The sequence below is a fragment of the Pseudomonas parakoreensis genome (assembly GCF_021602155.1).
Taxonomy (GTDB): domain Bacteria; phylum Pseudomonadota; class Gammaproteobacteria; order Pseudomonadales; family Pseudomonadaceae; genus Aquipseudomonas; species Aquipseudomonas parakoreensis.
Genome location: NZ_BQHY01000008.1, coordinates 277,150 through 292,087 on the forward strand (window position 1 = coordinate 277,150; position 14,938 = coordinate 292,087).

The window sequence follows — 14,938 nt, forward strand, 5'->3', positions numbered from 1 at the left end:
TTGTTTTTTGCGTGGCCGCGATGGCTACGGTGCCAGCCCCGCACGGACATAAATCCGGCTGTGCGCGCCGAAATGGCCGAGCAGTTTGAACAGCTGCTGATTGAGTGCCGGATGCTCGAACGTCTGGCGCTGCAGTTGATTGCCACTGCTGAAATCACTGGTCACCGGGGCCGTCTCCAGCCATTGACCGATGGCTTCATCGAACGCCGCCGAGTCCTCGACCGACTCGGCGCTGACCACGTCGCGCAGGTAGTCCACCGAGTACGGCGGATACTGTTGGTCTTGAGCCACATCGGCGTAGGCCGCGAGCATCGGATGCGCCTGACCGGCGCGCAGCACGCGGCGCAACCAGGTCGATTGATACTTCTCGACTTCCATATGGCGGGTGGCGACCCGTTCGATCGAGGCTTTTTTATCGTCGGCGAAACCGGCCAGCGCCTTGCCTTCCAGCAACAACAGACTCGGCAGTTCGACCCCGGGCAACGGCTTGGCGTGATACGGCTGGGTCAGGTCCTGCACGTGGTGCACGCCCCAACCGAGAAACCGATAGCCCCAGTAAGCATGGCCAGTGGCGAACGCCAGACGCGCCAGGCCCAGGTACTGATAGGCGCGCCAGTCCGGCCAACTGCGCTGAAGAAATCCGGCAGCGGCATACACCACCGCGCTTTCATGGAAGAAACCCATGTGGAACGGCGCCTGCGAGCTGTACTGGAAACGATCATCACCAAACGGCTGCGGGCCGAAGCCGTACCGCGCGCCGACCTCGCCGGGGTTGTCGCTGAACAGGTTGATGTCGTGACCGTAATCCGGCTCGTCGGCGGCGCTTGCCAGCACGGCCAGCGGCGCGACGTTCTCGCCATCCGCCACGCGAATGAAGCGCTGGCGATTCCACGGTGACAGCGTCTGCTCGACCATCACCTGATCGGCCGACAGGTGTTCACGCTCGGGCAGGTCTTGACCCGGCAACGGCTGAATGACCATCGCCAGATGAATGCGCGGATTGAGCCGCAGCGCGGTGAGAAAATCGTGGCGCAGATGGTCGCTCGGTACGGCGGGCAGCTTTAGATTGTCGGGGCGCGGCGGGTACTGGGTGAAGTGTTCACGGGCGAAGCTTTCCTGTTGCTCCAGCAGCGCGACCACGGCTGGATACTGCTCGGCGAGAAAACGCTCCAGCGGCTCGACCTCGACCGCTGGCGCATCGCGCAGCGTCGACAGTGCCTGCAACGCCAGATAGCTGCCGACCGTGTGGTTCGACCAGCCCCACGCCGTCGGGGCCGTGGCACAAAGCAGCAACAGGAGAAAGGTCAGCTTCATTGCTTTTAATTCTTGTTGGAGGTGCTGTGGGGGTTGAGCCTAACAACCGCCCCCGGCGCTGACACTGTCCGATCTCACCAGAAAAAGTCTCCGATAGCGCCATTTCAGGCTCACCGTCCATCCGTGTAGGAGCTGCCGAAGGCTGCGATCTTTTGACTTTGATTCTTTAAAAACAAGATCAAAAGATCGCAGCCTTCGGCAGCTCCTACAGGGGATTTCCAGTGTCTGGTTACGCGGGGTAACCGGTGATTTTACGGATGCTCTGATACAGCGGTTTGAGCTGGCGATACATGCGCAGGTACACCTCTTTGTACAACCGTTCGTAAACCTGCTGCGCCTCGGGCTGCGGGGTGAATACCGTCCCGACGCGGGTCATTGCCGCTATCGCCGCCGGGTAATCCGCATACAAGCCCAACCCCACCGCACAACAGATCGCCGCGCCCAGCCCCGACGCTTCATACACATGCGGACGCTCCGCCGGCAGACCAAAAATATTCGCCGTCAGCTGCATCGCCGCATCACTCTGTGAACCGCCACCGGCCACCCGCAGACGCTTGATAGACACCTTCGAACGCCTCTCGATGTTCTCCAGGCCCTGGCGCAACGCATACGCCAGCCCTTCCAGAATCGCCCGGTAAATGTGCGCGCGGGTGTGCACGTCGCCGAAGCCGATCATCGCGCCCTTGGCCTCGACGCCCGGCTCACGAATCCCCGGCGACCAGTACGGTTGCAGCATCAGCCCCATCGATCCCGGCGGCACCGCGTTGACCAGCGCATCAAACAGTTGCTCGGGTTCGATGCCCTGTTCTTGCGCCTGCTGCATTTCGCGCAGACCGAACTCGTTCTTGAACCAGCTGACCATCCAGTAACCGCGATAAATCATCACCTCGCAGTTGTACTGATCGGGCACCGCCGAGGGGTACGGCGGAATCAGCGGGACGATTTCCAGATAGCGTGAGCGGGTGCTGGTGATGGTCGCGGTGGTGCCGTAGGACAGGCACACGGTGCTCGCATCGACCACGCCTGAACCGACCACTTCGCAGGCCTTGTCAGCGCCGGCAGCAATCAGCGGCAAACCTTCGGGAATGCCGGTATGGCGAGCGGCTTCGGCGGTGATATAGCCGAGGGTTTCGCCAGGTTTGTGCAAGGTCGGCAATTGCTCCGGGCGCACCGCCAGCGCCTGCCATTTCCAGTCGCTGGGTGCGGCCCATTTCAGGCGTTTGAAGTCGAACGGCAGGTAACCGACGCAGCAACCCACCGAGTCGACAAAGCGCCCACACAGGCGATGGGTGAGAAAGCCCGAGAGCAGCAAAAACTTGTCGGTCGCCGCCCAGATTTCCGGTTGATGCCGGGCGATCCAATTGGCCTCGGCCTGCGCGCGAAAGTAATCCACGGTGGCCTGTGCGCCGACCAGTTTGAACAGCCAGCCCCACGGCCCCTTGATCCCGCCCTCGACTTCGCTCTGGCGCTGATCGAGCCACAGAATCGCCGGGCGCAGCGGTTTGCCTTCGGCATCGACATTGATCACTGTGCCGCGCTGAGTGGTCAGCGACACCCCGGCAATCTGCGAGCGATCAATCCCGGTTTGCGCCCACAGTTGCTGGCAAGCCTCGCCGAGTTTCGCCCAGTAATATTGCGGGTCCTGCTCGGCCCAGCCCGGTTGCGTCGAGTAGTACGCCTGCAATTCGACCTTGCCTTTACCGAGCAGATTGCCCTGCAAATCGAAGAGCAATGCGCGCACGCTCTGGGTGCCGTTGTCGATCGCCAGCAGGTAGCGCTTGTTCGAGTGGTTATGCATGGCGCTCTCTTCAAGGGGCCTCAAGGCGTGGCATCCGGCAGGCCGTGGTGACGTTGCCACAACGCCCGGTAACGCTGCAGTTCTTGCTGCCAGCGTGCATCGTCCCAGCCCAGTCTTGGCTGGCAGAGTTGGCGGATGGCAGCGAAATGTTCTTCGCCACCGCGCGCCAGAAACAAGCCCAGCCGGGTGCGGCGCAACAACAGATCATCGAGGTGCAGCACCATTTCCGCCTCACAGGCGAAGGCCAACTCGGCCCACAAGGTGTCGGTATTACCGACCGTTTCATGACCCAACTCGGCGATCAGTTGCGCCAGTCGTGGCAGATCACGGCCGTGCCTGCCGGCCAGGCGTCGCCACTGCTGCGGGCTGAGTCCGGGAATGGTCAGTGGCGGTAAGGCTGCGAAAACCGGCGCGCCGTCATCTTCGAAAGCGCGGCCAAGCATGTCGGCACAGGCCTTGAGCACTTCGATGGCTTGCGGACGAAACGTTGTCAGTTTGCCGCCGGCTAACGTGACGCAACCCGGCTCCTGCCACAACACATGTTCACGGGTTTCATTCGACGGCTTGCCTTGCTGTTGACCCGCCGCGCTGCCCACCACCGGACGCACGCCGGACCAGGTCGACAACACATCGCTCGCCGTCACTTCGGCACCTGGAAATTGTTGCGTGCAAGCCGCCAGCAGGTAGTCGAGTTCTTCAGCGCTGATGCTCGCGCTCTGATCCAGACTTTCGCGATGATCGAGGTCGGTGGTGCCAACCACCGTCGCCCCTTCCCAAGGAAAAACGAACACCGGCCGACAGTCACGCGCATGCAAAAAAGTGAAGGCCTGCGCCACCGGCAAACGCCAGCCCGGCAGCAGCAGATGACTGCCGCGCAATGGCCGCAGTTGTCGCGGAGACTCGGGCAAACGCAGGCGCTCCGCCCACGCCCCGGTCGCCACCGCCAGCACGCGGCAACGCAATTGCCGCGACCCGCCCGCTTCACAGTCCTCGATCTGCACCCCACACACCCGGCCGTCCTCGCGCAGCAAATGTTCGACGCGCACCCCGTTGAGCACCACTGCGCCATCGGCCCGCGCTTCACTCAACACGCGCATCACCAGCCGTGCGTCATCGGTCAGCGCATCGACAAAACAGGTGCCACCGAGCAGCCGGGTTTCCTTCACCCCCGGCGCGAGAAACCGCAGTTGCTGCGCGTCGTAAAAACGATGGCTGCGTCGCCCGGCCAACGCGTCGTACACCGACAACAAACCACCGAGCACACGCGGCCCGGGAAAGCCGCCGCGATAGTGCGGCATCAGGAAACTCATCGGCTCCACCAGCCCCGGCGCTTCGTCGAGCAGGCGCTGGCGCTCGCGCACCGAATCGCGGGTCAGGCGCCACTGGCCCTTGGCGATATAACGCAAACCGCCGTGAACCATTTTCGACGACCGGCTGGAGGTGCCCCAGGCGAAATCCCGCTGTTCCAGCAGCAGACAACGCCAACCGCGCCGCGCCGCTTCGCGCAGAATACCGGCACCGCTGATGCCGCCGCCGATGACGATCAGGTCCCAGCTTGCGTCGGCCAATGTCGGCAAGGTTTGCTGGCGCCACGCGGCGTTCCAGTCCGGGTGCATGATCGTCACTCCTGCATCAGCGTGCCGGGGTTGAGGCGCCCGGCCGGATCGAAGTGCCTGCTCAGCGCCTGCAAAGTGTCCATCGCCAGCGCGCCTTTTTCGCGCGGCAGATACGGCGCGTGATCCTTGCCGACCCCATGCTGGTGGCTGATGGTGCCGTGGTTGTCGACGATGGTCTGGCTGGCCGCGTGCTTGAGTGCCTGCCAGCGCGCCAGCGTTGCCGGATAATCCGCCGCCGGGCGAAACACGTAAGTGGTGTAGATGCTCGAACCTTCGCCGTAGACATGGGAGAGATGGGTGAACACATGCACCCGTTCGCCCTCTGCCGCCAAGGCGTCGCGCAGGCTGTTTTCGATCAGGTTGAGCAGATTGTCGACGTTGCTCCAGTCGGTGGCGGTTTCCAGGGTGTCGACCACGTAACCGGCGTTCCACAGGTTCTCGCGCAGGTAAGGGAAACGGAAGCGGTTCTGCGCCCACTTTTTGCCAAGCAACGTACCGGTGAAGACGCCGCCGAAGGCTTTCAGATGCTGGCGCGCCTGGCTCAGCGACAGCGCGTTTTGCCGACGATTGCCGGTCACGCCGAAGGTCAGCAGGCACTTGCCTTCACCGGCGCCGCGCAGGTTCAGATACTTTTCCAGCCAGGCGATCTGCTGCGGATGCCCGGCCAGCGCCAGTTGGGTTTCGGTCTCCACCGCGTTCGACAGGCGCAGCATCGACAACGGCACTCGCGCCTGGGCCAATTGGCGGATTGCCTGCAGTGCCTTGCTCCAACTGGGCAAGAACACCCCGTAAAAACGCTCATCGGCCGGCAGCGGACTGACCCGCACTTTGACCTCGGAAATGATCCCGAAACGGCCCTCGCAACCGAGCACCACTTCGCGCAGATCAGGCCCCGCCGCCGAAGCTGGGAACGTCGGAATTTCCAAGGGCCCGGCGAAAGTTTCCAGGGTGCCGCCAGCGAACAATTGCTCGATACGCCCGTAGCGCAACGACTGCTGACCACTGGAGCGACTGGCGACCCAACCGCCCAGCGTCGACAACTCCCACGACTGCGGGAAATGCCCCAGCGTATAACCACGAGCGCGCAGCTGACTTTCCACCTGCGGACCACTGGCACCGGGGCCAAACGTCGCCAGTTGGCTCTGCTCGTCGAGGTCGATCAGGCGATTCATCCGCGCCAGCGACACCGTCACCACCGGCCGCGTCGAATCCGGCGGGTTGATGTGCCCGGCCACCGACGTGCCGCCGCCGTAGGGAATCAGGCACAGGTCCTGTTGATGCGCGAGCGCCAGCAATTGGCGGATCTGCCCGGCGGTCTCCGGAAACGCCACCGCGTCCGGATAGTTGCCCAGCGCGCCTTCGCGCAGCGCCAGCCAGTCCGGCAGGCTCTGGCCCCGGGCATGCAGCAGACGGTCATGGGCATCAACGCTGTACAAGGCGTGCGCCGCCAGCCGCGAGACCGGCACCCGCGCCAATGCTGCCTCCAGCGTGGCATCGGGCAGCGCGCGCCCGGCCCCCAACCGTTCATGGAGAAAACTCGCGCCCTGGGCCGGCAGTTCGACCACCGTGGTTGCATCTCCCCAGCCGTTCCAGCGTCGCATGCGTGTGTCCTTCTTATGCAGTCTGATCAGTGATATTGCAGGCCTCCATACTAGTCAGCGGCCAAAAAGTCTCACGGTCGCATCCGGCCAGTTCGAGTAGCCAATTGAGTCAAACGTCGCGCAAGTGTCAGCCATTTACTTTAGTCGGGGTTTCAAATTACCTTTCAGGCATTCATTCGCTCATGCAGGCCTTGATCAAGGGATTCGGATCATGCAATCGCTCGGCTTCACCTCGGTTCCGCCGCTGCTCAAATACGTGCGCCATGCCGAGCAACTGGGCATGGCCATCGAGCCGGCGTTGGCCGCTGCCGGTTTGCAGGCGCAGCAACTGAGCGACAACAGCCTGCGCCTGCCGGGCGAAACCCATGAGCGCCTGCTCGATTATTTCTGCGAGCACTCGGGCGATCCGCTGTTTGGTCTCAACGCCGCGAACTTCGTCCTGCCCAATTCCTGGAGCGTGCTCGGTTACATCACCATGAACTGCGCGACCCTGGGCGATGCGATGAGCCGGATCATGCCGTTCGAAAAACTGGTGGGCGACATGGGCGTCAGCCGCGCCGAAGTGCAGGACGGTCACGTGCACCTGATCTGGACGTGCCGCTACGAGCGCCCGCGCATCCGTCGGCATCTGGTGGAAAACGTCCTTGGCTCGTGGCTGCAATACGCGCGCTGGATCGCCGACACACAGATGTCGCCCGCCGCCGTGTGGCTGGAACATCCGTGCCCGCCAGACGCCAGCCAGGCGCAGTACGAAGCGTTTTTCGATTGCCCGGTGCTGTTCGAGCAAGCGTATTCGGCGCTGATCGTGCCGTTGGCGTATCTGCAATTACCGCTGCGCCAGGCCGATGCGCAATTGCTGCGTACGCTGGAAGAACACGCGATGGGCTTGATGGCGACGCTGGAGGATGCATCGCTGGAGCAGCGGGTCAAAAGCATCCTGCGCCAGCTGCTCAAGGAAGGCTTGCCGCGCAAGGAACAGGTGGCCGAGCAGCTCGCGGTGTCGGTGCGCACGTTACAGCGGCAGTTGCATCAGGCGGGGACGTCGTATCAGCAGATTCTGGATGACTTGCGTCAGGAACTGGCCGAGCATTATTTGCTCAACAGCACGTTGCCGATTCAGGACATTGCGCAGTATCTGGGGTTTACCGAGCCGCGGTCGTTTCACCGAACCTTCAAGAGCCGGCGCGGGATGCCGCCGGGGGAGTTTCGGCAGATGCATCGGGGGTGATTGTTCTGGCCTCATCGCTGGCAAGCCAGCTCCCACAGGTTTCTTGGTGAAGCACAAATTTTGTGTACGACGCGATCACTGTGGGAGCTGGCTTGCCAGCGATGGCGTCAGTGGCCACCTGAATGGTTTGGCAGCGCTTTTTTTGTATGGCTCGACTCAGACACTGATCGCGTTGGTGAACACCAACCGATTACCAAACGGATCGACAATGGTCATGTCCTGACTGCCCCACGGCATCGCCTGAATCTGTGGGTGCGAGAACTTGTAATCCTTGGCCTGCAACTGCTGCTGAAACGCCTCCAGCTCGTCGGTCTCGATGCGCAACGCCGAACCCGGCGTCGCGTCGCCATGATGCTCGGACAGGTGCAGCACGCATTCGCCACGGGACACCTGCAGATACAAAGGGAAGTTCGCTTCGAAACGGTGCTGCCAGTCGATCGTGAAGCCGAGGAAGTCGACGTAAAACTCCAACGCCTTGGCTTCATCGAAGATCCGCAGGATCGGGGTGGTTTTGCCGAAGCTCATGGGGTGCTCCCTGACTGGTTGGCCCAAGCGTTTAGCGGGGCTGGATGTCAGCAATTCGGCTTGGCTTCGACATTCTTTAATCTCAGAGTGCCACTATGAGACACAGTTCAAAAGATCGCAGCCTTCGGCAGCGCCTACAGGGGCTCGGCAATCAATGAAACCCTTCGTGCAAATCCCCCTGCCGCGCCAGAAACCGCCCTTCCCGGCGACCATTCGCCTGCCCGTCGCGATAGCTCAACACGCCATTGACCCACACCCCCTCAATCCCCTGCGCCGCCCGTTGCGGATCAGTGAAATCCGCCACATCGCGCACCGTCGCAGGATCGAACAACACCAGATCCGCCCAATAGCCTTCACGAATCTCGCCGCGCCCTTTCAAGCCAAACCGCGCCGCCGACAGACCGGTCATCTTGTGCACGGCGGTATGCAGCGGAAACAGCCCGACATCACGACTGAAATGGCCGAGTACTCGTGGGAAAGCGCCCCACAGGCGTGGGTGCGGGAATGGGTCTTCCGGCAGTCCGTCAGAGCCGACCATCGACAGTGGATGCGCGAGGATTTTTCGTACATCCGCCTCGTCCATGCCGTAGTACACCGCGCCCGCCGGTTGCAGGCGTTTGGCGGCGTCGAGCAGTGGCACGTTCCATTCGGCGGCGATGTCGATCAGGTCGCGACCGCTGACTTCGGGGTGCGGCGTCGACCAGGTGATGGTGATGCGATGGGCATCGGTGACTTGCTTCAGATCCAGCGTCGAAGAGCTCGCCGCGTAGGGATAGCAATCGCAGCCCACATGCTGGGTTTTCGCCGCTGCCTCCAGCGATGCGAGCAACTGCGGACTGCGCCCCCAGTTGCCGACACCGGCGCATTTGAGGTGGGAAATGATCACCGGGGACTGCGAGTGACGGCCGATGCTGAACGCTTCGTCCATCGCCTCCAGCACCGGCTCGAATTCACTGCGCAGATGGGTGGTGTACACCGCGCCGAACGCGGTCAGCTCTTCGGTCAGTTGCTTCACTTCATCGGTGGAAGCGTTGAAGGCGCTGGCGTAGGCCAGACCTGTGGATAAACCGAGTGCGCCGGCCTCAAGGCTTTCACGCAATTGCTCGCGCATGGCGGCGATTTCGTCTGGCGTGGCGGTGCGCAACAAATCGTCGAGGTGATTGCTGCGCAGCGCGGTATGACCGACCAGTGCGGCGACGTTCAGCGTGGTGTTCGCCGCTTCGACGGCGGCGCGGTAATCGCTGAAACGTGGATAGACGAATGCGGCGGCTGTGCCGAGGAGGTTCATCGGGTCCGGCGGATTGCCTTGCAAACTGACCGGCGACGCACTGATCCCACAGTTGCCGACAATCACCGTGGTCACGCCCTGGCTGAGCTTTGGCAGCATCTCGGGCTGACGGATGACCACCGTGTCGTCGTGGGTGTGCACGTCGATGAAACCCGGGGCGAGCACGCGGCCGGCGGCGTCGATGTCTTCCGTGGCGCGGGCATCGTGCAAGTCACCGATGCGCTCGATACGCCCGTTGAGAATCGCCACATCGGCGCGGTAGCCGGGCGTGTTGCTGCCATCGATGACGGTGGCGTTGCGGATCAGCGTGTCGTACTGCATGTCAGTCTCCCAGCGGCAGGTGATCGTCGCCGCCACGGTATTCGTCGAGGGCGAGTTTGATCCGCCGCAGACGCTCTTGATTGTCTTCAGGATTGGCCAGCGCCAGCTCGGTCGCAAGCACATCGATGGCCAGCAACATGCCGTAGCGCGCTGCCGTCGGTTTGTAGATGAACGAAGTTTCCGCGCCTTGCAGCGGCAGAACGATGTCGGCCAGTTCGGCCAGCGGCGAATCGGCGCGGGTGATGGCCAGAATGCGTGCGCCGTAGTTGCGCGCCAGTTCGACGGTTTCCAACAGCTCCGGAGTGATACCGGTCAGCGAGCAGACGATCAGCACGTGCTCGGCGTTCAGGCTGGCGGCGGTGACGCGCATCATCACCGCGTCGTGGCACACTGCAATCGGGTAGCCGAGGCGCACCAGGCGTACCTGCAATTCATCGCTGCACAGGGTCGAGCAACCGCCCATGCCGAACGCATGAATCATCCGCGCCTGGCCGAGCATTTTCACCGCGTCGGCGAAGCGTGATTCGTCGAATCCGGCCAGATGCTGGCGCAGCGTGGTTTCGATATCGCCGACAATCTGCCCGTAGAACGCCGACTGTTCAGGGGTACCCGCCGGGTCGAGAAAACGGCTGCCAACGCCGCTGGCCTGGGCCAGTTGCAGGCGCAGATCGCGCAGGTCGCGGCAGCCCACCGTGCGGGCAAAACGTGACAACGTGGCGGTACTGACTTCGGCCCGTTGTGCGAGATCTTCGAGGCTGGCGCTCGCGGCAAAACCGACGTCGTCGAGCATCAGCCGGGCGATGCGGCCTTCGCCGGCGCTGAAGGAATCCTGACGAGCGCGGATCTGATAAAGGATGTCCATGGCGGCGGGCTCCGGTTACAGCAGGTAAGAAAGGCCGACGGTCAAAGCGAAAGCGACCAGCGAGATCAGGGTCTCAAGCACGGTCCAGGTCTTGAACGTCTGCGCGACCGTCATGTTGAAGTATTCCTTGATCAACCAGAAGCCGCCGTCGTTGACGTGGGAAAAGATCACCGAGCCGGCGCCGGTCGCCAGCACCAGCAATTCCGGGTGTGGATAACCCAGACCAATGGCCACCGGCGCGACCACGCCGGATGCGGTGGTCATCGCCACGGTGGCCGAGCCGGTGGCCACCCGCATCAACGCGGCAAACAGCCAGCCCATGATCAGCGGCGACAGGTGAAATTCGTGGGCCAGCCCGACAATCTGATCGGTGACCCCGGCGTCCACCAGAATCCGGTTCAGACCACCGCCGGCGCCGACCAGCAAAGTGATACTGGCGGTCGGTGCCAGGCACTCGTTGGTGAATTTGAGGATCGATTCACGGTTGAAACCCTGAGCGATGCCCAACGTCCAGAAACTCAGCAAGGTCGCCAGCAACAGTGCGATCACTGAGTTGCCGATGAATAACAGGAACTGGTTGAAACCGCTGCCCGGCGTGGAGATCAGGTTGGCCCAGCCACCGATCAGCATCAGCACCACCGGCAATAGAATGGTCGCCATGGTGATGCCGAACCCCGGCAGTTTGTCGCGCGGCTCGCGGTCGAGAAATTGTTTTTCCAGCGGGTTATCCGCCGGCAGTTGAATGCGCGGCACGATGAATTTGGCGTACAGCGGGCCGGCGATGATTGCGGTGGGAATACCGATGGCAATCGCATACAGCAAGGTCTGCCCGACCGAGGCCTGATAAGCCTGCACCGCGAGCATCGCCGCCGGGTGCGGCGGCACCAGCGCATGCACCACCGACAGGCCGGCAACCATCGGCAGGCCGACCATCAGAATCGACACACCCACCCGCCGCGCCACGGTGAAGGCGATGGGTACCAGCAACACAAAGCCGACTTCGAAGAACAGCGGCAGGCCGACCAGAAACGCGATGCAAACCATCGCCCAGTGCGCGTTCTTTTCGCCGAATTTCTCGATCAAGGTGCGAGCCATCTGCTCCGCACCGCCGGACTCGGCCATCATCTTGCCGAGCATCGTCCCCAGCGCCACCACCAGCGCAATATGCCCCAGCGTCTTGCCCACCCCGGCCTCATACGCCCCCACCACGCCCGACGGCGGCATGCCCGCCACCAGCGCCAGACCGATGGAAATCAGCGTGATGACGATGAACGGATTGAGCCGGTAACGGGCGATCAGCACGATCAAGGCGATGATGGCGACGGCGGCATACATCAGCAGCCAATAGCCGAAGGAAGGTGTCATGCGGTACTCCTCGAAAGGGTCACGTTCGAATGGGTTGTGAAACTCATAAATCATTTCGAGATCGAGTTTTCAAACGCCATGAAAGTAATTTTCGTGGAGAGGTAAGGCGTGTCGCTGTTGGATATGTCTTGTCGCAATTAATGAAAATCGCGGGGCGGGATTTACATGGTTCCCAGGCAAACACAAAAACTTGTGGGAGCTGGCTTGCCAGCGATGGCGGCTGCACATTCAACACATTTGCTGACGGGTGCACCGCTATCGCTGGCAAGCCAGCTCCCACAGGTTCGGTGGTGCCGGGATGGCTGGAGTACGACTCACACCATCTCGTTACGAATCCACTCCACCACCGACGTACGCTTTGGCGCCCAGCCCAGCTGTTCGCGGGCGTGTTTGCCGCGTACGCGGCTGTTGGAGCCGAGGCCGTAGTTGGCCATTTCGTAGCCCCATTCGGCTTCGGCGTCTTGCAGTGGCCAGTCTTGTGGCTGGCCCAGATTCAGCGCTTCAGCCATGGCAGTGGTCATGTCGATGAACGAGGCTTCACCGCTTTCGACGAAGTAGAAAGTGCCAGGCACATTCCGGGTCAGCGCCAGCAGGTAGAGGTCGACGACGTCTTCGATGTGCACATTGGACCAAATGTTCTGGCCAGTACCAACATGCCGCACCACACCGCTTTTACGTGCTTGTTTGAGCAAACGCGGCAACTGCACGCTGTCGCGCTTGACGCCCAGGCTGTGGCCGTAGATCAGGGTGTTGCAGATCACTGCCGAATTCACGCCGTCCTGTGCGGCGGCGAGGATCAGCTTGTCGATCGCCACGCGCGCCGCCTTGTCGACGGTGGGCTCCGGCAGATTGTCTTCGTAGTAGATGACGTCGCTGGATTTGCCGCCCGAGGCATCGCCGACGATGCTCGAACCGCTGGTGTGCAGGAACACTTTGTTCGAACCGCGCAGGGCATCGAGCAAGGCTTCGACCGCGCCGCGATGGTCACTGCTGGCGGCATTGATCACCGCATCGGCGGCGCGGGCCTGATCGGCCAGCAATGTACTGTCTTCGAGGGTGCCGATCACCGGGGTGATGCCCAATGCCTTGAGCTCATCCGCCTGTTCGGCGCTGCGCACCAGGCCGGTGACATTATGCCCGGCCTGGACCAGACCGGTGGCGATGGAACCGCCGATAAAACCGGCGGCGCCGGTGATGAATACGTTCATGGAGAAACTCCCTGCGTGAATAAGTGATGCAGCGAGTATCGACCGGTCACCCCGATGGAAAAACCCGCCCTCGCCCAATTCACTGTTGCGCAGGGGTCACGAATCAGCCTTTGAAATCAGCACTGGCGTACGCCGCGAGTTTGCTCTGGATGAAGTCGAGGAAGCACTGGATGCGCAGCGCCAGTTGCGAGTTCCGGTAGTACACCGCGTTGATCGGCTGGCGATAACCGCTGTTGAACTCCGCCAGCAACACCTTGAGGCGCCCGGCGCGAATGTCGTCGATGGTCATGAAGTGCGACAGGCAGGCAATGCCCTGCCCCTCCAGCGCGAGATGGCGCACGGTCTCACCGCTGGAGGCGCTGATGGCCGGAGTGATCGGCCAACGGTCACCGTGCACGTAACGCAGCGGCCACTGATTGAGGCCTTCGTTGTGGGTGAAACCGAGCAGGGCGTGATCACTCAAGTCCGCCACCTGCTGCGGCGCGCCGTGCTGCTCCAGATACGCCGGACTGGCGACGATCAGCAGCGGACTGCAACCGAGCGAGCGCGCATGCAACGTGGAGTCGGCCAGAGTGCCGATGCGGATGGCGACATCGGTGCTTTGTTCCAGCAGGTCAATGATCAGGTCATTGCTGTTGAGTTCGAGCTGAATGTCCGGGTACAGGCCACGGAATTCGTCGATGTAGGGCACGATGGCGTGCAGCATGAACGGCGACGCAGCGTTGATCCGCAGACGCCCGGACGGGGTTTGCTGGCGCGAGGACAGACGCTCTTCGAGCGCATCCATCTGATCGAGAATCAGCTTGGCCTGCTCGAAGAAATACTTGCCCTCCTCGGTCAGGTCCATGCGCCGCGTGGTGCGGTTGATCAGCGTGGTGTCGAGCTTGGCTTCGAGCCGCGACAACGTGCGGCTGACCGCCGACGGCGTCTGCCCGACCTGTTCGGCGGCGGCGGAAATCGAACCGCACTCGATCACGCAGACGAAAATCTGCAACTCATCGGATCTGGCTTTCACGGGTGTCCCTTATTGGTCATCGCACAAAATCCATTGTGGAGAGAGAACACCCCTGTGGCGAGGGGATTTATCCCCGATGGACTGCGCAGCAGGCCCCCGCTTTTTGAGATCAAGATCGGGGGCCGCTGCGCGACCCATCGGGGATAAATCCCCTCACCACAGTTAAAACCCTCACCACATGAACTCACCTCAAGCCTTGAGACCAAACACCTCAGTCAGATGCTGCTCATACCGCACCACATCATTTTCGATGTTCGGCCGCTTCATCACGTCCACACAGAGAAACGTCGGCAATCCGGTCATGCCCAAAAACTCGTTGGCCTTGTGGAACGGGAAATACACCGCGTCGACACCTTTGGCTTCGAAGAAATCGCTCGGGTCGTCGAACGCCTGCTGCGGTGCATTCCAGGTCAGCGACAGCATGTATTGCTTGCCTTGAATCAGGCCGCCGCTGCCGTACTTCTGCGACGCATCGGAACGGGTCCGGCCATCGCTGGCATAAAGGCTGCCATGACCTTCGGTGAAGACTTCGTCGAGGTACTTTTTCACGGTCCACGGCGCGCCCATCCACCAGCCCGGCATCTGATAAATGATCACGTCGGCCCAGAGGAATTTCGCCACTTCTTCAGCGACGTCGTACCCCTCGTCGATGAACGTGGTTTTGACATCCAGACCACCACGATCCAGCACGCTCAGTGCAGTTTCGTGCAGGGTGGCGTTGTAACGACCGTCGGAGTGAGCGAATTTCTTGCCGCCATTGAGCAATAACACTTTTTTCATCAGAACGCCTCGCGCAG

The 14,938-nt window shown here is 62.0% G+C and carries 12 protein-coding genes; 1 reads left to right on the forward strand and 11 read right to left on the reverse strand.

What is annotated here, in order from left to right; translation table 11 throughout:
• Positions 1 to 24 precede the first annotated feature (24 nt).
• The 4 genes from L6D63_RS15060 to L6D63_RS15075 form a co-directional block, all read right to left on the reverse strand.
• Entirely contained in the window at positions 25 to 1,314 is a 1,290-nt protein-coding gene (locus L6D63_RS15060) for a phospholipase C/P1 nuclease family protein (protein ID WP_131671409.1), read from the reverse strand.
• 229 nt (positions 1,315 to 1,543) lie between these two features.
• Positions 1,544 to 3,112, reverse strand: a complete 1,569-nt coding sequence (locus L6D63_RS15065; protein ID WP_131671408.1) for an FGGY-family carbohydrate kinase — start codon at positions 3,110 to 3,112, stop codon at positions 1,544 to 1,546.
• A 20-nt stretch (positions 3,113 to 3,132) separates the two neighbouring features.
• The gene (locus tag L6D63_RS15070; RefSeq protein WP_131671407.1) at positions 3,133 to 4,728 is read right to left on the reverse strand and encodes a glycerol-3-phosphate dehydrogenase/oxidase; all 1,596 of its coding nucleotides are present in this window, start codon (positions 4,726 to 4,728) and stop codon (positions 3,133 to 3,135) included.
• A 5-nt stretch (positions 4,729 to 4,733) separates the two neighbouring features.
• On the reverse strand, positions 4,734 to 6,329 hold the full coding sequence (locus L6D63_RS15075; protein ID WP_131671406.1) for an FAD-binding oxidoreductase: 1,596 nt from the start codon (positions 6,327 to 6,329) through the stop codon (positions 4,734 to 4,736).
• 211 nt (positions 6,330 to 6,540) lie between these two features.
• Here L6D63_RS15075 and gliR point away from each other — a divergent pair, with 211 nt between their 5' ends.
• On the forward strand, positions 6,541 to 7,557 hold the full coding sequence (gene gliR / locus L6D63_RS15080; protein WP_131671405.1) for an AraC family transcriptional regulator GliR: 1,017 nt from the start codon (positions 6,541 to 6,543) through the stop codon (positions 7,555 to 7,557).
• Between the two features lie 156 nt (positions 7,558 to 7,713).
• Here gliR and L6D63_RS15085 read toward each other — a convergent pair whose 3' ends face one another.
• The 7 genes from L6D63_RS15085 to mdaB form a co-directional block, all read right to left on the reverse strand.
• Positions 7,714 to 8,082, reverse strand: coding sequence for a glyoxalase superfamily protein (locus L6D63_RS15085; protein WP_131671404.1), 369 nt, complete (start codon positions 8,080 to 8,082; stop codon positions 7,714 to 7,716).
• 151 nt (positions 8,083 to 8,233) lie between these two features.
• Positions 8,234 to 9,691 (reverse strand): N-acyl-D-amino-acid deacylase family protein, encoded by a 1,458-nt coding sequence (locus tag L6D63_RS15090; protein ID WP_131671403.1) that lies wholly within the window; start codon positions 9,689 to 9,691, stop codon positions 8,234 to 8,236.
• Position 9,692: 1 nt separating this feature from the next.
• Positions 9,693 to 10,553, reverse strand: a complete 861-nt coding sequence (locus L6D63_RS15095; RefSeq protein WP_047291119.1) for a MurR/RpiR family transcriptional regulator — start codon at positions 10,551 to 10,553, stop codon at positions 9,693 to 9,695.
• A 15-nt stretch (positions 10,554 to 10,568) separates the two neighbouring features.
• Positions 10,569 to 11,918, reverse strand: coding sequence for a GntP family permease (locus tag L6D63_RS15100; RefSeq protein WP_047291229.1), 1,350 nt, complete (start codon positions 11,916 to 11,918; stop codon positions 10,569 to 10,571).
• A gap of 314 nt (positions 11,919 to 12,232) precedes the next feature.
• A complete protein-coding gene (locus L6D63_RS15105) occupies positions 12,233 to 13,126 on the reverse strand; it encodes an NAD-dependent epimerase/dehydratase family protein (protein WP_131671402.1) in 894 nt (297 codons plus the stop codon).
• A gap of 103 nt (positions 13,127 to 13,229) precedes the next feature.
• Positions 13,230 to 14,141, reverse strand: a complete 912-nt coding sequence (locus L6D63_RS15110) for a LysR family transcriptional regulator (RefSeq protein WP_086793667.1) — start codon at positions 14,139 to 14,141, stop codon at positions 13,230 to 13,232.
• Positions 14,142 to 14,330: 189 nt separating this feature from the next.
• A complete protein-coding gene (mdaB, locus tag L6D63_RS15115) occupies positions 14,331 to 14,921 on the reverse strand; it encodes an NADPH:quinone oxidoreductase MdaB (RefSeq protein WP_131671401.1) in 591 nt (196 codons plus the stop codon).
• Positions 14,922 to 14,938 lie beyond the last annotated feature (17 nt).